Origin of the sequence: Salmonella sp. SAL00670, from assembly GCF_046552235.1 — a bacterium.
Classification (GTDB): Bacteria; Pseudomonadota; Gammaproteobacteria; order Enterobacterales; family Enterobacteriaceae; genus Salmonella; species Salmonella enterica.
On sequence record NZ_JBGDUO010000007.1, the window covers coordinates 152,528 to 174,757 of the forward strand.

Annotated in this window: 18 protein-coding genes, 2 pseudogenes and 1 riboswitch; of the genes and pseudogenes, 13 read left to right on the plus strand and 7 right to left on the minus strand. The window is 54.2% G+C overall.

What is annotated here, in order from left to right:
* The gene (gene ilvI, locus ACLJRS_RS20110) at window positions 1–1,725 is read right to left on the minus strand and encodes an acetolactate synthase 3 large subunit (protein WP_000425617.1); all 1,725 of its coding nucleotides are present in this window, start codon (window positions 1,723–1,725) and stop codon (window positions 1–3) included.
* Between the two features lie 321 nt (window positions 1,726–2,046).
* Window positions 2,047–2,991 carry a transcriptional regulator LeuO gene (leuO, locus tag ACLJRS_RS20115; protein ID WP_001115420.1) on the minus strand — a complete coding sequence of 315 codons (945 nt, stop codon included), beginning with the start codon at window positions 2,989–2,991 and terminating at the stop codon, window positions 2,047–2,049.
* A 656-nt stretch (window positions 2,992–3,647) separates the two neighbouring features.
* Between leuO and leuL the strand changes: the two genes are divergently transcribed.
* The 5 genes from leuL (at window position 3,648) to leuD (ending at window position 8,503) form a co-directional block, all read left to right on the plus strand.
* Window positions 3,648–3,734, plus strand: a complete 87-nt coding sequence (leuL, locus tag ACLJRS_RS20120; RefSeq protein WP_001575587.1) for a leu operon leader peptide — start codon at window positions 3,648–3,650, stop codon at window positions 3,732–3,734.
* Window positions 3,735–3,821: 87 nt separating this feature from the next.
* Window positions 3,822–5,393 (plus strand): 2-isopropylmalate synthase, encoded by a 1,572-nt coding sequence (gene leuA / locus ACLJRS_RS20125; protein ID WP_000082819.1) that lies wholly within the window; start codon window positions 3,822–3,824, stop codon window positions 5,391–5,393.
* Complete coding sequence (gene leuB, locus ACLJRS_RS20130) at window positions 5,393–6,484, plus strand: 3-isopropylmalate dehydrogenase (protein WP_000042336.1); 1,092 nt, start codon at window positions 5,393–5,395, stop codon at window positions 6,482–6,484. Before leuA ends, leuB begins: the two co-directional genes overlap by 1 nt.
* 2 nt (window positions 6,485–6,486) lie before the next feature.
* A complete protein-coding gene (leuC, locus tag ACLJRS_RS20135; RefSeq protein WP_001140629.1) occupies window positions 6,487–7,887 on the plus strand; it encodes a 3-isopropylmalate dehydratase large subunit in 1,401 nt (466 codons plus the stop codon).
* 10 nt (window positions 7,888–7,897) lie between these two features.
* Entirely contained in the window at window positions 7,898–8,503 is a 606-nt protein-coding gene (leuD, locus tag ACLJRS_RS20140; RefSeq protein ID WP_000818270.1) for a 3-isopropylmalate dehydratase small subunit, read from the plus strand.
* A 334-nt stretch (window positions 8,504–8,837) separates the two neighbouring features.
* Here the strand turns inward: leuD and sgrT are convergent, their stop codons facing one another.
* A complete protein-coding gene (gene sgrT, locus ACLJRS_RS20145) occupies window positions 8,838–8,960 on the minus strand; it encodes a glucose uptake inhibitor SgrT (protein WP_001248755.1) in 123 nt (40 codons plus the stop codon).
* A 92-nt stretch (window positions 8,961–9,052) separates the two neighbouring features.
* Between sgrT and sgrR the strand changes: the two genes are divergently transcribed.
* The 4 genes from sgrR (at window position 9,053) to thiQ (ending at window position 14,149) form a co-directional block, all read left to right on the plus strand.
* Entirely contained in the window at window positions 9,053–10,711 is a 1,659-nt protein-coding gene (sgrR, locus tag ACLJRS_RS20150) for an HTH-type transcriptional regulator SgrR (RefSeq protein WP_001139045.1), read from the plus strand.
* 46 nt (window positions 10,712–10,757) lie between these two features.
* A riboswitch (TPP riboswitch) is annotated at window positions 10,758–10,857 on the plus strand.
* 31 nt (window positions 10,858–10,888) lie between these two features.
* Window positions 10,889–11,872: a thiamine ABC transporter substrate binding subunit gene (gene thiB / locus ACLJRS_RS20155; RefSeq protein WP_000915326.1), complete on the plus strand. Its 984-nt coding sequence runs from the start codon at window positions 10,889–10,891 to the stop codon at window positions 11,870–11,872.
* A complete protein-coding gene (gene thiP, locus ACLJRS_RS20160) occupies window positions 11,848–13,458 on the plus strand; it encodes a thiamine/thiamine pyrophosphate ABC transporter permease ThiP (protein ID WP_000235635.1) in 1,611 nt (536 codons plus the stop codon). The genes thiB and thiP overlap by 25 nt, the downstream gene beginning before the upstream one ends.
* On the plus strand, window positions 13,442–14,149 hold the full coding sequence (gene thiQ / locus ACLJRS_RS20165; RefSeq protein ID WP_000915978.1) for a thiamine ABC transporter ATP-binding protein ThiQ: 708 nt from the start codon (window positions 13,442–13,444) through the stop codon (window positions 14,147–14,149). The genes thiP and thiQ overlap by 17 nt, the downstream gene beginning before the upstream one ends.
* 38 nt (window positions 14,150–14,187) lie before the next feature.
* On the opposite strand, the gene ACLJRS_RS20170 is transcribed toward thiQ, so the two are convergent.
* Window positions 14,188–14,955, minus strand: a complete 768-nt coding sequence (locus ACLJRS_RS20170; protein ID WP_001148369.1) for a DedA family protein — start codon at window positions 14,953–14,955, stop codon at window positions 14,188–14,190.
* Between the two features lie 118 nt (window positions 14,956–15,073).
* Window positions 15,074–15,919, minus strand: coding sequence for an arabinose operon transcriptional regulator AraC (gene araC / locus ACLJRS_RS20175; RefSeq protein WP_000852387.1), 846 nt, complete (start codon window positions 15,917–15,919; stop codon window positions 15,074–15,076).
* Between the two features lie 340 nt (window positions 15,920–16,259).
* On the opposite strand from araC, the gene araB reads away from it, so the two are divergent.
* The 3 genes from araB to araD all read left to right on the plus strand — a co-directional run bounded on the left by araB (window position 16,260) and on the right by araD (window position 20,318).
* Window positions 16,260–17,969 (plus strand): ribulokinase, encoded by a 1,710-nt coding sequence (gene araB / locus ACLJRS_RS20180; RefSeq protein ID WP_000951820.1) that lies wholly within the window; start codon window positions 16,260–16,262, stop codon window positions 17,967–17,969.
* Between the two features lie 10 nt (window positions 17,970–17,979).
* Window positions 17,980–19,482, plus strand: coding sequence for an L-arabinose isomerase (gene araA / locus ACLJRS_RS20185; protein WP_000151691.1), 1,503 nt, complete (start codon window positions 17,980–17,982; stop codon window positions 19,480–19,482).
* A gap of 140 nt (window positions 19,483–19,622) precedes the next feature.
* Entirely contained in the window at window positions 19,623–20,318 is a 696-nt protein-coding gene (gene araD / locus ACLJRS_RS20190) for an L-ribulose-5-phosphate 4-epimerase (RefSeq protein ID WP_000888689.1), read from the plus strand.
* A 5-nt stretch (window positions 20,319–20,323) separates the two neighbouring features.
* Here araD and ACLJRS_RS20195 read toward each other — a convergent pair.
* Together ACLJRS_RS20195 and ACLJRS_RS20200 are read right to left on the minus strand one after the other, a co-directional pair.
* A pseudogene (locus ACLJRS_RS20195) lies at window positions 20,324–20,539 on the minus strand (DUF4751 family protein); the annotation flags it as partial.
* A gap of 43 nt (window positions 20,540–20,582) precedes the next feature.
* A pseudogene (locus tag ACLJRS_RS20200) lies at window positions 20,583–21,764 on the minus strand (RNA-guided endonuclease InsQ/TnpB family protein).
* Between the two features lie 58 nt (window positions 21,765–21,822).
* On the opposite strand from ACLJRS_RS20200, the gene tnpA reads away from it, so the two are divergent.
* A complete protein-coding gene (tnpA, locus tag ACLJRS_RS20205; protein WP_001169102.1) occupies window positions 21,823–22,227 on the plus strand; it encodes an IS200/IS605 family transposase in 405 nt (134 codons plus the stop codon).
* The last annotated feature ends 3 nt before the right edge of the window (window positions 22,228–22,230 follow it).

The following is a 22,230-nucleotide window of genomic DNA, read 5'->3' on the forward strand; positions in this document are numbered from 1 at the left end:
TCAGGTCCTCTCCGTTTTGCTTAACCACATTTCGTCCATCCCGCCCCCGCGAATCTGCATCGGATAGACATGCTCGCTGCCATCAACGGTGACATCGACGAACACCAGTCGGTTATTACGCACATGCTCAAGGGCTTCGCTGAGTTTACTTTCCAGCTCATCCGGACGGTTAATCTGCAGCCCGACATGGCCATAGGCTTCCGCCAGGCGCACAAAATCCGGTAACGACTGCATATAAGACTGAGAATGGCGACCGGAATAGATCATATCCTGCCACTGTTTCACCATCCCCAGATAACGGTTGTTCAGGTTCAAAACCAGTACCGGCAGTTCATACTGTAAGGCTGTCGACAGCTCCTGAATGTTCATCTGTATACTGCCATCGCCGGTCACGCAGACCACCATTTCTTTCGGCAGGGCCATTTTAACGCCCAGCGCAGCCGGTAGGCCAAAACCCATCGTGCCGAGCCCGCCGGAATTAATCCAGCGACGTGGTTTATCGAACGGGTAATAGAGGGCGGCAAACATCTGGTGTTGTCCTACATCGGACGTCACGTAAGCGTCGCCCTTCGTCAGACGCCAGAGGGTTTCAATCACCGCCTGGGGTTTAATACTTTCGCTTTCCGCGTCATATTTCAGGCACTGACGGGCGCGCCAGATCTCTATCTGCTGCCACCAGTCGCGAATATAATCCTGCGGCTGAGACGGCGCATCCTGCGCCAGTAGCTCCAGCATTTGTTCCAGTACCAGGCGGGCATCGCCCACCACCGGGATATCAGCGTTAACCGTTTTGGATATGGACGTCGGGTCAATGTCGATGTGTAATACCGTCGCGTTCGGACAATATTTAGCGAGATTATTCGTCGTGCGGTCGTCAAATCGTACGCCAACAGCGAAAATCACGTCGGCGTTATGCATGGTCATATTGGCTTCATAAGTGCCATGCATTCCCAGCATTCCTAACGACTGGCGATGAGTAGCAGGAAACGCGCCCAGTCCCATTAATGAAGAGACCACCGGCAGGTTAAAGGTTTCAATGATGTGGCGCAGCGGCACATAGCAGGCCGCGCTTATCGCCCCTCCCCCAACATAGACCACCGGCTTTTTTGCCGACGCCAGCGTTTGCAAGGCACGCTTAATTTGTCCTTTATGTCCTGATGTTGTGGGATTGTAAGAGCGCATACTGACCGTCTCCGGCCAGGCATACGGCATTTTTTTCGCCGGATTCAAAATATCTTTCGGCAAATCCACGACCACCGGCCCAGGACGTCCGCTTGCCGCCAGCCAGAAGGCCTTTTTAAGCACCTGGGGAATATCTTCCGTCTGTTTGACCAGGAAGCTATGTTTGACCACCGGTCGGGAAATCCCCACCATGTCGCACTCCTGAAAGGCATCATAGCCAATCAATGAGGTGGCGACCTGGCCGGAAAGAATCACCAGCGGAATGGAATCCATATAGGCCGTAGCAATCCCGGTAATCGCATTGGTCGCTCCCGGTCCGGAAGTCACCAGCACCACGCCAACGTCGCCAGTGGCTCGCGCCAGGCCATCCGCCATATGCACCGCGGCCTGCTCATGACGCACCAGCACATGATCGATCCCTCCAACGGTATGTAGCGCATCATAAATATCAAGCACTGCGCCTCCAGGATAGCCGAACACCTGCTTTACGCCTTGATCGATAAGCGATCGGACGACCATCTCGGCTCCAGACAACATCTCCACGGCTTGCCTCCACTTTATACCTGTCATCACGGTTTGACGGACACCTTAACCGCTCGCTATCACGCCTGGCAATTGGGTGGAATGACGTAAAGATGGGGAAGGTTAGAATAATCAGGAGGCAAGAAGAGAAGAAATGGAGAAATACTCCGTCTGAATCACACCAGGTAATAAATAATCGCTTATAAATGCAGACTTACAGCAATTCATCTATTTTTCACAACGACGAAAAGAATCGCTCACCGTTAAATCAGCATAAAATTTTTGATATACGCAAAAAAGCAGAATAAACCAGAATTTGTTTCTGATTTATTCTGCCCGGTTTTATCGCTTACAAACAGAAACTAATAAATCTTCCATCCATTGGTGCCCTTTATCACGCCCAGCCGCTTCATGCCAGGAAAGGTAGCATGTCCGGCTATTCAGTTTTAAAGGCAACGGCAATATTTGCAGATCCAGCGACTCCGCAAACTCTTCCGCCAGCCAGCGCGGGGCAATAGCGACCAAATGCGTCTGCGAAACCACGTTCAGAACGCTGATAAGCGCCATGCCCTGATAAGCCACGCTCGACTGTTTATCCGGCGTGTCATACCACGGCTGACTAAATGACGCATAACGATCGAGAGAAACAACCGCATGTTGTTCATTATAAACATCGCCTTCCAGTAGCGGGCCGCTAATACGCGGGTGTTTTCGGCTGGCGACTAAAACCATTTCATCTTTAAATAGCGGTACGCTGGTAAACTCAGGACGACGGAATTCTTCATAACTAATAACGAACTCGGTTTCCTGATAGCGTAACTGATGCTCAGTATTCTGATTCAACGACGCTTTAAAAACGACATGAATATTTGGCGCAATTTTTTCTACACGATTATAAATCTGTGACGTCAGGATATTATCCAGCGGACTGCACACGCAAAGATTGAATACACGTTCGCTGCTGGTCGGCTCAAACCCCGATCCCGGCAATTCATTTTGCACCAATTGTAACGCCTGACGGACTGAACCAAATAACTGAAATGCACGGGCAGTCGGCTGAATTCCTCGTCCATATCGAACAAAAAGTTCGTCATTAAACATAACCTTCAGACGCGCTACGGCGTTACTGACCGCAGGCTGCGACATTCCCAGCGTGTGGGCGGCGCGCGTAATATTCTGCTCTTGCATTACCGCATCGAACACGGTCAATAGGTTCAAATCAACCATGCGAAGCTGTGGTTTGCCCATATCTAAAAGATGCGGCTTTTCGGTTTTGACCTCTGGCATATTTAACTCCACTGTCACGCTTAACTCCCTTTTTCTGGCTGAAGGCAGAAATAATTCCTGAAAATATGATTTACCATGCATATAAAATAAGAAAAAGGGAAAGCGTTAAAATTCGGAAAACATAAAGACGCTGACAGAGACAAATAGAATGCCAGCGCAAGCGTAATGTGTCCTGAGTCACACCATTGCGATTCATAATGTTTAAATTACGCAAGCAATATAACCATAACTATGGCAAATACACAATCATACACCAAGTGAATGATCATTTAAGTTTCAATTAAATGTTTATATTATTAATAGCTAAAAAGTTAACATTAATTTATCAATAACTTTATCCTTATCCATTAAGTAAACAAGGTTATTTGTTAAAATATAAAACAAATCAAAAAGATAAACCAAACCTTTAGCATACCTTTAACAGGCCATTCCCCTAGCCAATTTGCAAACAAAAATGCCTAAATATTTCAAACAATGAAAAGTATGAATGTCCACTCGTTCTTTTATCCTTTATTGGACGCGCAGCCCAGCACAATTAGCTAAAGTACGTATCCGGATATTGTCAACAAAATGCAATGGCGACAGAAAATAGAGTTGACATTAAACGGCATATCCAGTACCACTAAAAGCATAACGCATTCGCTGGAGCTGAATTAATGTCACATATCGTTCGTTTCACTGGGCTACTACTACTCAACGCATTTATTGTGCGCGGTAGACCGGTGGGCGGCATTCAACATTAAGTCAGCTCGAAGTCAAATAAAACCCGCGCCGTTGCGCGGGTTTTTTTATGCCTGACGCAAGGCGCCCCTGGAGACAAGGACCACATCATGAGCCAGCAAGTCATTATTTTTGATACGACCTTACGCGACGGCGAACAAGCGTTACAGGCCAGCCTGAGCGCGAAAGAGAAGCTGCAGATTGCCCTGGCCCTTGAGCGCATGGGTGTTGATGTCATGGAAGTAGGCTTCCCGGTCTCTTCTCCGGGTGATTTTGAATCTGTCCAAACCATCGCCCGCACCATCAAAAACAGCCGCGTTTGCGCCCTGGCGCGTTGTGTAGAAAAAGACATCGACGTCGCGGCACAGGCGCTGAAGGTCGCCGACGCGTTTCGCATCCATACTTTTATCGCCACCTCGCCAATGCACATCGCCACCAAGCTGCGCAGCACGCTGGATGAGGTCATCGAACGCGCGGTATACATGGTTAAGCGGGCGCGTAATTACACTGATGACGTGGAATTCTCCTGCGAAGATGCTGGCCGGACGCCTGTTGACGATCTGGCGCGCGTGGTGGAAGCCGCTATAAACGCCGGCGCGAGAACCATTAATATTCCCGATACCGTGGGCTATACCATGCCGTTTGAGTTCGCGGGAATCATTTCCGGCCTGTATGAACGTGTCCCCAATATCGACAAAGCTATCATCTCCGTTCATACCCACGACGATTTAGGGATAGCAGTAGGCAACTCGCTGGCGGCAGTACATGCGGGCGCGCGTCAGGTTGAAGGCGCGATGAACGGTATCGGAGAACGTGCCGGTAACTGCGCACTGGAAGAAGTGATCATGGCGATTAAAGTGCGCAAAGACATCATGAACGTACACACCAACATCAATCACCACGAAATCTGGCGCACCAGCCAGACCGTCAGCCAGATCTGTAACATGCCGATCCCGGCCAACAAAGCGATTGTCGGCAGCGGCGCTTTCGCCCACTCTTCCGGCATCCACCAGGATGGCGTCCTCAAGAACCGCGAAAACTATGAAATCATGACGCCAGAGTCCATCGGTCTGAACCAGATACAGCTGAACCTGACCTCCCGCTCTGGCCGTGCCGCCGTGAAACATCGCATGGAAGAGATGGGTTACAAGGACACAGACTACAACATGGACCACCTGTACGACGCGTTCCTGAAGCTGGCGGACAAAAAAGGCCAGGTGTTCGACTATGACCTGGAAGCGCTGGCGTTTATTAATAAACAGCAAGAAGAACCAGAGCATTTCCGTCTGGATTACTTCAGCGTGCAGTCCGGCTCCAGCGATATCGCCACCGCTTCCGTGAAGCTGGCCTGTGGTGAAGAGATCAAGGCCGAGGCGGCGAACGGCAACGGCCCGGTCGACGCCATCTATCAGGCGATTAACCGCATCACTGGCTACGACGTTGAGTTGGTTAAATACGACCTGAACGCCAAAGGCCAGGGCAAAGACGCGCTGGGTCAGGTCGATATCGTCGTAAACCATCATGGTCGCCGCTTCCACGGCGTCGGGCTGGCGACGGATATCGTCGAATCCTCCGCCAAAGCGATGGTGCACGTACTGAACAATATCTGGCGCGCCGCCGAAGTTGAAAAAGAATTGCAACGCAAAGCTCAAAATAAAGAGAACAACAAGGAAACCGTGTAATGTCGAAGAACTATCATATTGCCGTACTGCCGGGCGACGGTATCGGCCCGGAAGTCATGGCGCAAGCCCTGAAAGTTATGGATGCGGTACGCAGCCGTTTTGATATGCGTATCACCACCAGCCGCTATGACGTCGGCGGTATTGCTATCGACAATCATGGTCATCCACTGCCGAAAGCCACCGTTGAAGGGTGCGAGCAGGCGGATGCCATTCTGTTTGGCTCCGTCGGCGGCCCGAAATGGGAAAATTTGCCCCCGGAAAGCCAGCCAGAGCGCGGCGCCCTGCTGCCGCTGCGCAAACATTTCAAATTATTCAGTAACCTGCGTCCGGCGAAACTGTATCAGGGGCTGGAAGCATTTTGCCCGTTGCGCGCCGATATCGCCGCTAACGGTTTCGATATCCTGTGTGTGCGCGAGCTGACCGGCGGGATCTATTTCGGACAACCAAAAGGCCGTGAAGGCAGCGGTCAGTACGAAAAAGCCTTTGATACCGAAGTTTATCACCGCTTTGAGATCGAGCGCATTGCCCGTATCGCCTTTGAATCGGCGCGTAAACGCCGCCGTAAAGTCACCTCTATTGATAAAGCCAACGTACTGCAAAGCTCTATCCTGTGGCGTGAAATCGTCAATGATGTCGCGAAAACGTATCCCGATGTGGAACTCGCGCACATGTATATCGATAACGCCACCATGCAGTTGATTAAAGACCCGTCGCAGTTTGACGTACTGCTGTGCTCTAACCTGTTCGGCGACATTCTGTCCGACGAATGCGCCATGATCACCGGCTCAATGGGGATGTTGCCCTCCGCCAGCCTGAACGAGCAAGGGTTTGGCCTGTATGAACCGGCTGGCGGCTCCGCGCCGGATATCGCCGGGAAAAATATCGCCAACCCAATTGCGCAGATCCTGTCACTGGCGCTGCTGCTGCGCTACAGCCTGGATGCCAACGATGCGGCAACGGCCATTGAACAGGCGATCAATCGCGCATTAGAAGAGGGCGTTCGCACCGGCGATTTAGCCAGGGGCGCTGCCGCAGTCAGTACCGATGAGATGGGCGATATTATCGCCCGCTATGTCGCAGAAGGGGTGTAATCATGGCCAAAACGTTATACGAAAAATTATTTGATGCCCACGTGGTCTTTGAGGCGCCAAACGAAACGCCGCTGCTGTACATCGACCGCCACCTGGTGCATGAAGTCACCTCTCCGCAGGCGTTTGACGGTCTGCGCGCGCACCATCGTCCGGTACGTCAGCCAGGGAAAACCTTCGCTACGATGGATCACAACGTCTCGACGCAGACTAAAGACATTAATGCTTCCGGTGAAATGGCGCGTATCCAGATGCAGGAGCTGATTAAGAACTGTAACGAGTTCGGCGTCGAGCTGTATGACCTGAATCACCCATATCAGGGCATCGTCCATGTGATGGGGCCGGAACAGGGCGTCACCCTGCCGGGCATGACCATCGTCTGCGGCGACTCCCACACCGCCACCCACGGCGCGTTTGGTGCGCTGGCCTTCGGCATCGGCACTTCTGAGGTAGAACATGTACTGGCGACGCAAACCCTGAAACAGGGACGCGCTAAAACCATGAAGATTGAAGTCACGGGCAACGCCGCGCCGGGCATTACCGCCAAAGACATCGTGCTGGCGATCATCGGTAAAACCGGTAGCGCCGGCGGCACCGGACACGTGGTTGAATTTTGCGGCGACGCTATCCGCGCGCTGAGTATGGAAGGCCGCATGACGCTGTGCAATATGGCGATTGAGATGGGCGCCAAAGCCGGTCTGGTCGCCCCGGATGAAACCACTTTCAACTACGTAAAAGGGCGTTTGCACGCGCCGAAGGGCCGCGATTTTGACGAAGCCGTCGAGTACTGGAAAACGCTGAAAACCGATGACGGCGCGACCTTTGATACTGTCGTCGCCCTGCGAGCAGAAGAGATCGCGCCGCAGGTGACCTGGGGCACGAATCCGGGCCAGGTGATTTCCGTCACCGACATCATCCCCGATCCCGCCTCCTTTAGCGATCCGGTTGAGCGCGCCAGCGCCGAAAAAGCGCTGGCTTATATGGGCTTACAGCCGGGCGTACCGTTAACGGACGTTGCTATCGATAAAGTCTTTATCGGCTCTTGTACCAATTCACGCATTGAAGATTTGCGCGCGGCGGCGGAAGTCGCCAAAGGGCGCAAAGTTGCGCCGGGCGTGCAGGCGCTGGTGGTGCCGGGTTCAGGTCCGGTGAAAGCGCAGGCGGAAGCGGAAGGTCTGGACAAGATCTTTATCGAAGCAGGATTTGAATGGCGCTTACCGGGCTGTTCCATGTGCCTGGCCATGAATAACGACCGCCTGAACCCGGGCGAGCGCTGCGCATCCACCAGCAACCGTAACTTTGAAGGCCGTCAGGGCCGCGGGGGGCGCACTCACCTGGTTAGCCCGGCGATGGCCGCCGCTGCCGCCGTTACCGGCCACTTCGCCGATATTCGCAGCATCAAATAAGGAAACTACCATGGCAGAGAAATTTACCCAGCATACCGGCCTGGTTGTCCCACTGGATGCCGCCAACGTCGATACCGATGCAATTATCCCTAAACAGTTTTTGCAGAAGGTTACGCGCACCGGTTTTGGCGCCCATCTGTTTAACGACTGGCGTTTCCTGGACGAAAAGGGCCAACAACCAAATCCGGAATTCGTGCTGAACTTTCCGGAATATCAAGGCGCGTCGATCCTGTTGGCGCGGGAAAACTTTGGCTGCGGCTCGTCACGCGAGCACGCGCCGTGGGCGTTGACCGATTACGGCTTTAAAGTGGTGATCGCGCCAAGCTTCGCCGACATTTTCTACGGCAACAGTTTCAATAACCAACTGCTGCCGGTAACCCTGAGCGACGCACAGGTCGATGAAATGTTTGCTCTGGTGAAAGCCAATCCGGGCATTAAATTTGAAGTGGATCTGGAGGCACAGGTGGTGAAAGCAGGCGATAAGACCTACAGCTTTAAAATCGACGACTTCCGCCGCCACTGCATGTTGAACGGTCTGGACAGCATTGGGCTGACGCTGCAGCACGAAGACGCGATTGCCGAGTACGAAAATAAACAACCGGCATTTATGCGGTAACCTTTCACGCCTTACCGGGCCTACAGGGTATGCAATATCACCAGGTTGCCACTATATCCTGTAGGCCTGATAAGCGTAGCGCCATCAAACTTCGGGTTACTCATCAGTCGCTCATGCCGGGGATATTCCGGCATTTTTTACACGTCTTTTACTCGCCCGGTCACCCCCGCGTGACCACAGAAACCGCCGCAGAAATCCCGTTGAGGCGCCGTCCCATCGTCGTCATCCAGAAACAGCCGAAATAAAAAAAGCCAGCAGATATTATCTGCTGGCGGGTGATTTTAGGCTATCGCCTACACCAATACTCAGTCACACATGATGTCTGCAATTGGCTTCAATCGGTCGCCTCCCACTGCATCAGTTCCGCGAGCATTTTTAAGCGCTGCGGCGCGCTCAGGCAAGCCAGCCAGGACGTTTTTTCCGTCGCGGCAAAATATCTCAACCAGAACTGGCGCATAGTGACCTCTTCCTCTTGCTTCATCGAAAGATATTATTGGCCTAATATAGGGATAATAAAATTGCTGAGTTTTTCATCGGAGTTCCCCTTTTATGCCCTCAGGTCGCCTGCAACAACAATTTATCCGTCTCTGGCAATGTTGTGACGGTAAAACGCAAGACACCACGCTTAATGAGCTGGCGGATCTGCTGAACTGTTCGCGTCGCCATATGCGTACGCTGCTAAATACGATGCAGGCGCGCGGTTGGCTAACATGGGAAGCTGAGGTTGGACGCGGAAAGCGTTCGCGTCTGACGTTCCTGTATACCGGACTGGCGCTGCAACAGCAGCGGGCGGAAGACCTGCTGGAACAAGATCGAATCGATCAACTGGTACAACTGGTCGGCGATAAAAGCGCTGTCAGGCAAATGCTGATTTCCCATCTGGGACGCAGCTTCCGCCAGGGGCGGCATATTCTGCGGGTTCTTTACTATCGTCCGATGCACAATCTCCTGCCGGGAACCGCATTACGTCGCTCGGAAACCCATATTGCCCGGCAAATTTTCAGTTCGCTCACGCGGGTAAATGAGGAAAACGGGGAACTGGAAGCGGACATTGCCCACCACTGGCAGCAAATTTCCCCTTTACTGTGGCGCTTCTACCTGCGCCCCGGCATTCATTTTCATCATGGCCGCGAGCTGGAGATGGAAGATGTCATCACCTCGCTGACGCGTATCAATACGCTTCCGCTTTACTCGCACATCACAAAGATAGACTCCCCTACCGCGTGGACGCTGGATATTCATCTTTCCCAGCCGGATCGCTGGTTGCCGTGGCTGCTGGGCCAGGTCCCGGCGATGATTTTGCCGCGGGAGTGGGAAACGCTGGCTAATTTCGCCAGCCACCCTATCGGCACCGGGCCTTATGCCGTGCGGCGTAATACGCCAAACCAGCTCAAGATACTCGCCTTTGATGATTACTTCGGCTATCGGGCGTTGATAGACGAAGTGAACGTCTGGGTACTGCCGGATATCAGTGAAGAACCGGCCTGCGGCTTGATGCTGGAAGGGCCGATACAAGGCGGTGAAAAAGCGATAGAAAGCCGACTGGAAGAGGGGTGCTATTACCTACTATTCGACGCCAGAACGCCGCGCGGCGCACATCCGCAGGTCAGAGAATGGGTAAGCCACGTCCTCTCCCCCACCAATTTACTCTATCATGCCGATGAACCGCTACAGCAGCTCTGGTTCCCGGCCTATGGGCTTTTACCGCGCTGGCATCACGCCCGTCCAGGCCCGGGCGAAAAACCCGCCGGGCTGGAAACCCTCACGCTGACCTTCTATCGCGAACACATTGAGCACCGGGTTATCGCCCGTATCATGAGCGCGCTTCTGGCTGAACATCAGGTGCATCTGCATATTCAGGAGATCGACTACGATCAATGGCACGCCGGCGAGATCGAAAGCGATATCTGGCTCAATAGCGCTAACTTTACGCTGCCGCTGGATTTCTCGCTGTTCGCGCACTTGTGCGAAGTACCGCTCTTGCAGAACTGCATTCCGCGCGACTGGCAGGACGACGCCGCGCAGTGGCGCGCTGGCGAGATGAACCTGGCGAACTGGTGCCAGCAACTGCTGGTCAACAAAGCGATTGTGCCGTTGATCCACCACTGGCTGATTATCCAGGGACAACGCAGTATGCGCGGGCTGCGCATGAATACCCTCGGCTGGTTTGATTTTAAATCGGCGTGGTTTGCGCCGCCAGATCCTTAACGCCAGCTCTTGATTGCTGCCCGGCAACAAAATCACTACACTAACGCCGAACTCAACGGGGTGCCGCGCTCATGCGCGCGCTGAGAAAATACCCGTCGAACCTGATCCGGATAATGCCGGCGAAGGGATTTGAGGCTACCTCTCAAGTCCTTTGCCACTCTTTAACTGAGGTGCAAAGTGTTAAAAAAATATCTTCCACTTTTACTCCTGTGCGCGGCGCCTGCTTTCGCCAAACCCGTTCTCACCGTCTATACCTACGACTCGTTCGCCGCCGACTGGGGGCCAGGCCCGGCGGTGAAAAAAGCGTTTGAAGCCGATTGCAACTGCGAGCTGAAACTGGTGGCGCTGGAGGATGGCGTTTCACTGCTCAACCGCCTGCGGATGGAGGGGAAGAACAGCAAAGCCGATGTGGTGTTGGGGCTGGACAACAATCTGCTGGAAGCGGCCACGCAAACTAAACTTTTTGCCAAAAGCGGCGTGGCGAATGAAGCGGTCAAGGTGCCCGGCGGCTGGAAAAACGACACATTTGTGCCGTTCGATTACGGCTATTTCGCCTTTGTCTACGATAAAAGCAAGCTGAAAAATCCGCCGAAAAGCCTGAAAGAACTGGTCGAGAGCGATCAAAAATGGCGGGTGATTTATCAGGACCCGCGTACCAGTACGCCAGGGCTGGGGCTGTTACTGTGGATGCGCAAAGTCTATGGCGATAACGCGCCGCAGGCCTGGCAAAAACTGGCGGCCAAAACGGTGACGGTGACGAAAGGCTGGAGCGAGGCCTACGGTTTATTTCTGAAAGGTGAAAGCGATTTGGTGCTCAGTTACACCACCTCTCCGGCGTATCACATTATTGAAGAGAAGAAGGACAATTACGCCGCCGCGAACTTCAGCGAAGGCCATTACTTACAGGTAGAAGTCGCGGCGCGTACCGTCGCCAGTAAGCAGCCGGAACTGGCGGAGAAATTCCTCAAATTTATGGTTTCTCCGGCGTTTCAGAACGCCATACCCACCGGCAACTGGATGTACCCGGTAGCGGACGTCGCCTTACCCGCAGGGTTTGAATCATTGGCCAAACCCGCCACAACGCTGGAATTCACGCCGCAACAAGTGGCAGCACAACGCCAGGCATGGATTAGCGAATGGCAACGCGCCGTCAGCCGTTAATTCCCGGCTGGCTGATTCCGGGGCTGTGCGCCGCCGCGCTGATGATAACCGTCTCGCTGGCGGCCTTTCTGGCGCTTTGGCTGAATGCGCCGTCGGGCGCGTGGTCGACAATCTGGCGGGATAGCTACCTGTGGCATGTGGTGCGCTTCTCATTCTGGCAGGCGTTTCTGTCCGCAGTGCTGTCTGTGGTCCCGGCGGTTTTTCTCGCCCGCGCGCTTTATCGACGCCGTTTTCCTGGACGTCTGGCGCTGCTGCGTCTGTGCGCCATGACGCTGATTCTGCCGGTACTGGTTGCCGTGTTCGGCATTCTTAGCGTGTATGGCCGTCAGGGCTGGCTGGCCTCGCTGTGGCAGATGCTGGGGCTTCAGTGGACATTCTCCCCCTACGGCTTGCAGGGCATTTTACTGGCGCACGTCTTTTTTAACCTGCCAATGGCGAGCCGTTTGTTGCTGCAATCTTTGGAAAGCATTCCCGGCGAGCAGCGCCAGCTCGCCGCCCAGCTCGGTATGCGCGGCTGGCATTTTTTCCGTTTTGTCGAATGGCCGTGGCTGCGCCGCCAAATTCCGCCCGTCGCGGCGCTGATTTTTATGCTCTGCTTCGCCAGTTTCGCAACGGTTCTGTCGCTCGGCGGCGGCCCGCAGGCCACCACTATCGAGCTGGCTATCTTTCAGGCGCTCAGTTATGACTACGATCCCGCCCGCGCGGCGATGCTGGCATTAATCCAGATGGTCTGCTGCCTGGCGCTGGTACTGCTAAGTCAACGGTTGAGCAAAGCGATTGCGCCGGGGATGACGCTGACGCAGGGCTGGCGCGATCCTGACGATCGTCTCCACAGCCGTCTGACGGACGCCTTATTAATCGTGCTGGCGCTGCTGCTGCTGCTTCCGCCGCTGGTCGCCGTGGTGGTCGATGGCGTCAACCGCAGCCTGCCGGAGGTGCTGGCGCAACCCATTCTGTGGCAGGCTGTCTGGACATCGCTACGCATTGCGCTGGCGGCGGGCGTTCTGTGTGTGGTGCTGACCATGATGCTACTGTGGAGTAGCCGCGAGCTACGCCAACGCCAGCAACTATTCGCCGGACAAACGCTGGAACTCAGCGGGATGTTGATCCTCGCGATGCCGGGGATCGTGCTGGCGACAGGCTTCTTTTTACTGCTTAATAACAGCGTTGGCTTACCGGAATCCGCCGACGGCATCGTGATTTTCACCAATGCGCTGATGGCAATCCCCTACGCGCTAAAAGTCCTGGAAAACCCAATGCGCGATATTACCGCCCGTTATGGAATGCTGTGCCAGTCATTAGGAATTGAAGGCTGGTCGCGGTTAAAGGTCGTGGAACTGCGGGCGCTGAAACGTCCGCTGGCGCAGGCGCTGGCGTTTGCCTGCGTACTTTCTATCGGTGATTTTGGCGTCGTCGCGCTTTTCGGCAATGACAATTTCCGCACGCTGCCGTTTTATCTGTATCAGCAGATCGGCTCCTACCGCAGCCAGGACGGCGCGGTGACCGCGCTGATACTGCTGCTGCTCTGCTTTACGTTATTTACCCTCATAGAGAAACTACCGGGCCGACATGCTAAAACTGATTGATATCACCTGGCTTTACCATCATTTGCCGATGCGTTTTACGCTGGCGGTAGAACGCGGCGAGCAGGTGGCGATTCTTGGCCCCAGCGGCGCGGGGAAAAGCACGTTGTTGAATTTAATTGCCGGTTTTCTTGCGCCTGCCAGCGGTACGTTACTGATTGCCGGTGAAGATCATACGCTTACGCCGCCCTCACGCCGTCCGGTCTCAATGCTGTTTCAGGAGAGTAATTTATTCAGCCACCTGAATGTGCAGCAAAATATCGGTCTGGGGCTAAACCCCGGGTTAACGCTCAACGCCAGCCAGCGGGAAAAACGGGACGCTATCGCACGTCAGATGGGCATTGAGAGTCTGATAGCGCGTTTGCCGGGCGAACTGTCCGGCGGCCAGCGTCAGCGGGTAGCGCTGGCGCGCTGCCTGGTACGCGAACAGCCGGTACTGCTGCTGGATGAACCGTTCTCCGCGCTCGATCCCGCGCTGCGCCAGGAGATGCTGACGTTGGTCAGCGATATCTGCCGCGAGCGACAGCTCACGCTGTTGATGGTCTCGCACAGCGTGGAAGATGCGGCGCGAATTGCGCCCCGGTCAATCGTCGTCGCCGACGGACGCATTGCGTGGCAAGGCAAAACAGACGAGCTACTAAGCGGTCAGGCCAGCGCCTCAGCGCTATTGGGCATCAAATCCCATATTTTGTAGGCCGGATAAGGCGAAGCTGCCATCCGGCAAAGGAATCGTTAGTAACCCACAACTTTGCGCAGAATATCGATATATACCGGCATCAGCGGGTGGCGAACCAGCACCACCAGCGCGACCACGCCGATCCCGAGCGTCAACGGCGCCAGATACAGCAAACGGCTGCGGGGGAAATACGCGGTTAAACGATCGACTGCCGCTTTGCCGCTGCGCCACAGCCGCCAGCATAGCCAGCCTCCGACCCACAGCAGCAACGCCGTCGCCAGCAGCAGCCATTTGAAATCTCCGCTCTGCATATCGGAAGGAATATCGATTGCCGCTCCCGCCAGAATGCCCGGCAGGAAATAAAACGGCGGCCACAGCAAACAGCCAATCAAGTTCGGCCCAATAAATTTCGCCACGGGAAGATCCAGCATCCCTGCCACCATCGGCACCAGCGGCCTCGTCGGACCGACAAAACGTCCGACCAGGATCGTGAACATACTGTGCTGATGCAGCGCGTGTTCGGTTTTATCCAGCAGCGACTTGTTCTTTTTCATAAAAGACCAGCGGTGTAGCGGCTTTTTAAAGCGCCACCCCAGCCAGAACGAAATCCAGTCTCCCATCAGACAGCCGATAATACCCACCAGCCAGGCATGCCAAAAATTGAGCTCGCCGCTGCCGATAAGCGCGCCCAGCCCCGCCATCAGTACCGTGCCGGGTAAAATCAACCCCACCAGCGCCAGCGATTCCAGGAAGGCGACCAGCAACACGGCGATAAGCGAATACAGAGTGGATTGGGTGATAAAGTGTTCCAGCAGTGCTTGCATAGTGTGTCCGTCAGCGTGATGAAGCAGGGATTCTGCTTACCCCGTCCCCCTTCGTCAAGCCGTCAATTATCCGAATAGTTACGGCTTATGACATCTTTGTGGACACATCATTCACTTTTTATTCACATCCGGCCCTGAACTCGCTAGGACTTGCCCCGGTGCATTTTTTAAATACCCGCGAAAAATAGAGCTGATCGTCAAATCCAACATTGCGCCCAACGGTCGCTATCGGCATTCGCGTGGTGCTAAGCAGGAGTTTCGCCTGGCTGATACGCTGATCTTCGCGCCAACTCAATACGCTAATGCCTAACTGCTGGCGGAACAGATGCGATAACCGGGAGGGCGACAGGCAGACATGCTGGGCGACGCTGGCGATATCAAAATGGCTGTCCGCCAGATGGTCGCTGATATACTGGCAGGCATCGCGCACACGGCTATCCATCGGCGGATGCAACGACTCATTAATTACCGCCATACGTCTGAGCAACAGCTGCTCCAGCAGATTGATCGCCAGTAGCTCAGAATAGCGGCCTTCCCCTTGCCCGGCGCTGATGATCTGCCCGAACAGTTCGCTGAAATGCGGCTGGCGCGCCTCGTCCGGGCGGAAAAATCCTGTCTGGGCAAAGATTGTCGGCCAGGTCAGCCACTCCTGCCAGTAGGCGCGAGGCCGGAAATAAACCCACTGGTGATACCACTCGCTGGCGTCCGGATGCCGTCCATAGTGATGAATCTCGCCCGGCGGAAACAATAATATATCGCCAGGCCGACAGACAAACTGCTCGCCATTATTATTAATGACGCCCTCTCCGCGGATGGTCAGGTTAAGAATATATCCCTTCATGCCCAACGGACGATCGATAAAAAAATCCAGATATCCATTCGCTTCAATTGGCGTCAGTCCGGCGACCAGATGGGCATTAAATGAATATCCCGGCAATAGCGGATCATTTTGCGTTTCAGCCATGATTTCTCTACCCCCCGATGTTCAGAGAAGAAACAAATTGTCCATATTGACCAGGACGACAGTGCTTACGTCTCCGCAAGACCTTGCGCTTGATGAAAGCACGTATCAACCCCGCTTGTGAAAAGCGCTTTGTAACAAAAGCGTACAGTTCAGGCGATAAAATTAAGTAACAGAAGTGTCTATAACTATGGCTGGAATGTCCACATTGAATATTTGCACAGCGTCACACTTTGCAAAGCATTAGCATTTTTGTCCATAAGATTAGCGGATCCTGCCTGACGGTTTTTGCCGCGACTCTCTACTGTTTCTCCATACCTGTTTTTCTGGATGGAGTAAGACGATGGCAATTGCAATTGGCCTCGATTTTGGCAGTGATTCAGTGCGCGCTCTGGCAGTGGACTGCGCCACCGGCGACGAGATCGCCACCAGCGTAGAGTGGTATCCGCGCTGGCAAGAAGGCCGTTATTGCGACGGCCCGAACAACCAGTTCCGTCATCATCCGCGCGACTACATGGAGTCAATGGAGGCCGCGCTGAAAGCCGTTCTGGCACAATTAAGCGCCGCGCAACGCGCAAATGTCGTTGGCATTGGCGTTGACAGCACCGGTTCTACGCCAGCGCCGATTGACGCCGACGGTAACGTCCTGGCGCTGCGTCCGGAGTTCGCCGAGAACCCGAATGCGATGTTTGTGCTGTGGAAAGATCACACCGCGGTGGAAGAGGCCGACGAAATCACTCGTCTGTGCCATAAGCCAGGTAAGGTCGACTACTCCCGCTATATTGGCGGCATTTACTCCAGCGAATGGTTCTGGGCGAAGATTCTGCACGTCACCCGCCAGGATAGCGCCGTCGCGCAGGCCGCCGTCTCGTGGATTGAACTGTGTGACTGGGTGCCGGCGCTGCTTTCCGGCACCACTCGCCCGCAAGATATCCGCCGTGGCCGCTGCAGCGCCGGGCACAAAACACTGTGGCATGAAAGCTGGGGCGGTCTGCCGCCCGCGAGCTTCTTTGATGAACTCGATCCGTGCATTAACCGTCATCTGCGCTACCCGTTATTTAGCGAAACCTTCACCGCCGATCTGCCCGTGGGCACCCTGTGCGCCGAATGGGCGCAGCGCCTCGGCTTGCCGGAAAGCGTGGTGATTTCCGGCGGCGCGTTCGACTGTCACATGGGCGCGGTCGGCGCGGGCGCACAGCCCAATACGCTGGTAAAAGTCATCGGCACGTCTACCTGCGACATTCTGATTGCGGATAAACAGAGCGTCGGGGATCGCGCCGTGAAAGGCATTTGCGGTCAGGTTGACGGCAGCGTGGTGCCGAACTTTATCGGTCTGGAAGCGGGCCAGTCCGCTTTCGGCGACATCTACGCCTGGTTTAGCCGCGTGTTGAGCTGGCCGCTGGAACAACTTGCCGCGCAGCACCCGGAACTGAAAACCCAGATTAACGCCAGCCAGAAGCAGCTACTGCCAGCGCTCACCGACGCCTGGGCGAAAAATCCGTCCCTGGATCACCTGCCGGTGGTGCTCGACTGGTTTAACGGTCGCCGCACGCCAAACGCTAATCAGCGTCTGAAAGGCGTCATTACCGATCTCAATCTCGCCACCGACGCGCCAGCGCTATTTGGCGGTCTGGTAGCTTCGACCGCCTTCGGCGCGCGCGCCATTCAGGAGTGTTTTACCGAGCAGGGTATCGCGGTCAATAACGTGATGGCGCTTGGCGGCATCGCCCGTAAAAATCAGGTCATTATGCAGGTCTGCTGCGACGTACTGAATCGTCCGTTGCAGATCGTCGCTTCCGACCAGTGTTGCGCATTAGGCGCCGCTATCTTTGCCGCCGTCGCTGCGAAAGTCCATGCCGATATTCCTGCCGCCCAGCAAAGCATGGCAAGCGCGGTAGAACGCACTCTGCGTCCCCGCCCTGAACAGGCGCAACGCCTCGAACAGCTTTACCGCCGCTACCAGCAGTGGGCGCTAAGCGCAGAACAACATTATCTTCCGACTGCCGCGCCGGCGCCAACGACCCCGGCCAATCAGGCAATCCTGACTCATTAAGGACACGACAATGACGATTTTTGATAATTATGAAGTATGGTTTGTGATTGGCAGCCAGCATTTGTATGGCGCAGAAACCCTGCGTCAGGTCACCCAACATGCCGAGCATGTGGTCAACGCGCTGAATACCGAAGCCAAACTGCCATGTAAACTGGTATTAAAACCGCTGGGCACCTCGCCGGATGAGATTACCGCCATTTGTCGTGACGCCAATTATGACGATCGCTGCGCAGGGCTGGTGGTCTGGCTGCACACCTTCTCCCCGGCCAAAATGTGGATCAACGGGCTGAGTATCCTTAACAAACCACTACTGCAATTCCATACCCAATTTAACGCCGCCCTGCCGTGGGACAGCATTGATATGGACTTTATGAACCTGAACCAGACTGCGCACGGCGGCCGCGAGTTCGGTTTTATCGGCGCGCGGATGCGTCAGCAGCACGCGGTCGTCACTGGCCACTGGCAGGATAAAGAGGCCCATACGCGTATCGGCGCCTGGATGCGCCAGGCGGTCTCTAAACAGGATACCCGCCAGCTAAAAGTCTGCCGCTTCGGCGACAATATGCGTGAAGTCGCAGTGACTGACGGTGATAAAGTGGCCGCGCAAATCAAATTTGGCTTTTCGGTCAATACCTGGGCGGTCGGCGATCTGGTGCAGGTGGTGAATTCTATCGGCGACGGCGATATCAACGCTCTGATTGACGAGTATGAAAGCAGCTATACCCTGACGCCCGCCACCCAAATCCACGGCGATAAACGCCAGAACGTGCGGGAGGCGGCGCGTATTGAACTCGGTATGAAGCGTTTCCTGGAACAGGGCGGCTTCCACGCATTCACTACTACCTTTGAAGATTTACACGGTCTGAAACAGCTTCCGGGTCTGGCCGTACAGCGTCTGATGCAGCAAGGCTACGGCTTTGCGGGCGAAGGCGACTGGAAAACCGCCGCTCTGCTTCGCATTATGAAAGTGATGTCAACCGGTCTGCAGGGCGGCACCTCATTTATGGAGGATTACACCTACCACTTCGAGAAAGGCAACGATCTGGTGCTCGGCTCGCACATGCTGGAAGTGTGTCCGTCCATCGCGGTGGAAGAGAAACCGATCCTCGACGTCCAGCACCTCGGCATTGGCGGCAAGGAAGATCCGGCGCGTTTGATTTTCAATACCCAAACCGGCCCGGCGATCGTCGCCAGCCTGATCGACCTCGGCGATCGTTATCGCCTGCTGGTCAACTGCATTGACACCGTAAAAACGCCGCACTCCCTGCCGAAACTGCCGGTGGCTAACGCGCTGTGGAAGGCGCAGCCGGATCTGCCGACCGCCTCCGAAGCGTGGATTCTGGCTGGCGGCGCGCACCATACCGTCTTCAGCCACGCGCTGGATCTGAACGATATGCGCCAGTTTGCAGAAATACACGATATCGAAATCGCGGTGATTGATAACGATACCCATCTGCCGGCCTTTAAGGACGCGCTGCGCTGGAACGAGGTGTATTACGGGTTCAAACGTTAATTGGTGAAACGGATTGCCCGGTGGCACTGCGTTTACCGGGCCTACGGTCCTGTAGGCCGAATAAGGCATTTATGTCGCCATCCGGCACACCGTCGCTCGTAGGCCGGATAAGCGAAGCGCCATCCGGCAGGGAGAAAACAATGTTAGAAGATCTCAAACGCCAGGTACTGGAAGCTAATCTGGCGCTGCCAAAACACAACCTGGTCACCCTTACCTGGGGTAACGTTAGCGCCGTCGATCGCGAACGCGGCGTACTGGTGATTAAGCCGTCCGGCGTCGATTATAGCGTCATGACCGCTGAGGATATGGTGGTGGTCAGTCTGGAGAGCGGTGAAGTCGTTGAAGGTCATAAGAAACCGTCGTCCGATACGCCAACCCACCGTTTGTTATATCAGGCATTTCCGACTATCGGCGGCATCGTACACACCCATTCGCGCCACGCGACTATCTGGGCGCAGGCGGGTCAGCCGATTCCGGCGACGGGAACCACCCACGCCGACTATTTCTACGGTACGATTCCCTGCACTCGCAAAATGACCGAGGCGGAAATTAATGGCGAGTATGAATGGGAAACGGGCAATGTCATTGTTGAAGCCTTTGAAAAACAAGGCATTGACGCCGCTCAAATGCCCGGCGTGCTTGTCCATTCGCACGGCCCGTTTGCCTGGGGTAAAAATGCCGAGGATGCCGTGCATAACGCCATCGTGCTGGAAGAAGTGGCCTATATGGGGATCTTCTGCCGCCAGCTTGCGCCGCAGTTGCCCGACATGCAGCAATCCTTGCTGGATAAACACTATCTACGCAAACACGGCGCAAAAGCCTATTACGGGCAGTAATGCCTCTAAAAACGCGTCCCATTGGGGGCGCGTTGATGAATCTGGTCGGTGATATATTCAGCAAATGCGCTTTGATAGACGTAATGATCAGAACTCACATATTCAATAATATTGTCATAATGTCCCTGCCACGCTTTTCCTTCCAGCGCATGGAAGAAAATATAATCTTCGATTGTTGACTGCCAGCGTTGCCCATTTAACAGATAGTTAATATTGACATCCTCCCCCACCTTCGCACTTCGTGACTCAGGTGGGGGATTCCCATTAGTGGGTGACGACTGATTGCTCAGCGTCTGGTTCCTGTTTCAGACGGGCGGCCTGACTGCACCATCCCTCCACAGGCAAGAACGGCGTGCCCCGCCGCTAAAATGTTACGAGCGCCGTTTACATCAGCGTTCGCTGTATATCCGCATGCCTGACACACAAATTTACTTTGTGACAGGCGATTTTCTTTCGCGGTATGACCACAGCACGCGCAACGCTGGCTTGTGTATGCTGGCGGAACCGCAAGCACCTGACCGCCACGCCAGAGCTGTTTGTACTCAAGCTGGCGGCGCATTTCATACCAGCCCTGATCCAGTATCGAACGGTTTAGACCTGATTTGGCCTTGACGTTTCGTCCGTGCTGTTCTGCTGTACCTTTTGCCGATTTCGACATGTTACTAACCTTCAAATCCTCAATGACTATCATCGCGTGGTTTTTGCTGATTTCACTGGTAACTTTATGAAGGTAGTCGCGCCGGATATTGGCTATGTGCGAGTGCAGACGCTGGACTTTTCGCTTTTGTTTCTGCCAGTTACTGCTGAATTTGACTTTACGGCTTAACTGCCGCTGGAGTGTTGCCAGCTTGCGCTGACTTGCTTTAAAACTGTTGACTGGTTGGTATACCGTACCGTCTGAAAGCGTGGCGAGTTTTGTTACTCCTGCGTCCAGACCGACTATCGTTGTGCTTGTGTGATTGGGTTCTGCCGTTTCAACTTCAACCTGAAACGAGATATACCACTGTCCCGCTAACTGACTGATTGTCGCATTTTTGATTTTACCGTTCACACGTTGAGATTGCCGGAATTTTACCCACCCAAGACCTGACGGTAGCTTCACTCTGCGATTTTCAAGGCGGCAATATTTCTCAAAGTTCACAAAACGGATTGAGTCTCTGCCCTTATTTTTTCGTTTCCATACCGGGGCCTTAGCTGCGAGCTTTTTATCAAAGCAACGTTTCCATGCAGCATGCAGGTCTTTCAACTTTTGTTGCAGATTGTCGGTATAAGCATCCTGTTCAACTCGAAAGCCGAAGGTAACTTTTCGCCTGAGCCAAGGATGCGCTTTGTCTCCGCAAGACCTAAATTCCAGACAAAACGGGCGCAACCACATAACTGCCGCAAACGCTGCGACTGTTCAGGCGTTGGTTCCAGTCTGAATTTGTAGGCTTTCAGGATTAACATCATCACTCAGTGTGTAGGAGATTTGTTTTCTATGTTACTGTTTTTACGGTCAACTTCAATGCAAAAACATAATATTAATCGTTCAAGACATGCCGCCTTCCTTTTGCATGTTCATCTTGTCTTTGTAACAAAATACCGTCGAAAGATACTGGGTGAGTCACACTATGCTGCATTCCATCAGTATGCAGCAGAAGTCTGCCGTGATTTTGGTGCAGAACTTAAAGAAAGTAACGGAGACGTCGATCATGTCCACATGCTGATCGAATACCCACCAACAGTGCAGCTTTCGGTACTGGTTAACTCACTGAAAGCTGTGACATCCCGCCGTCTGCGAAACGAATTTATTGATTTGCGGGGAGCATACGGAAAAGCCGTGCTCTGGTCGAGGTCATACTTTGCTGGCTCGTGCGGAGGTGCGCCGCTGGAAGTTGTGAAGCAATACATTCAACATCAGCGTGGCTGATGA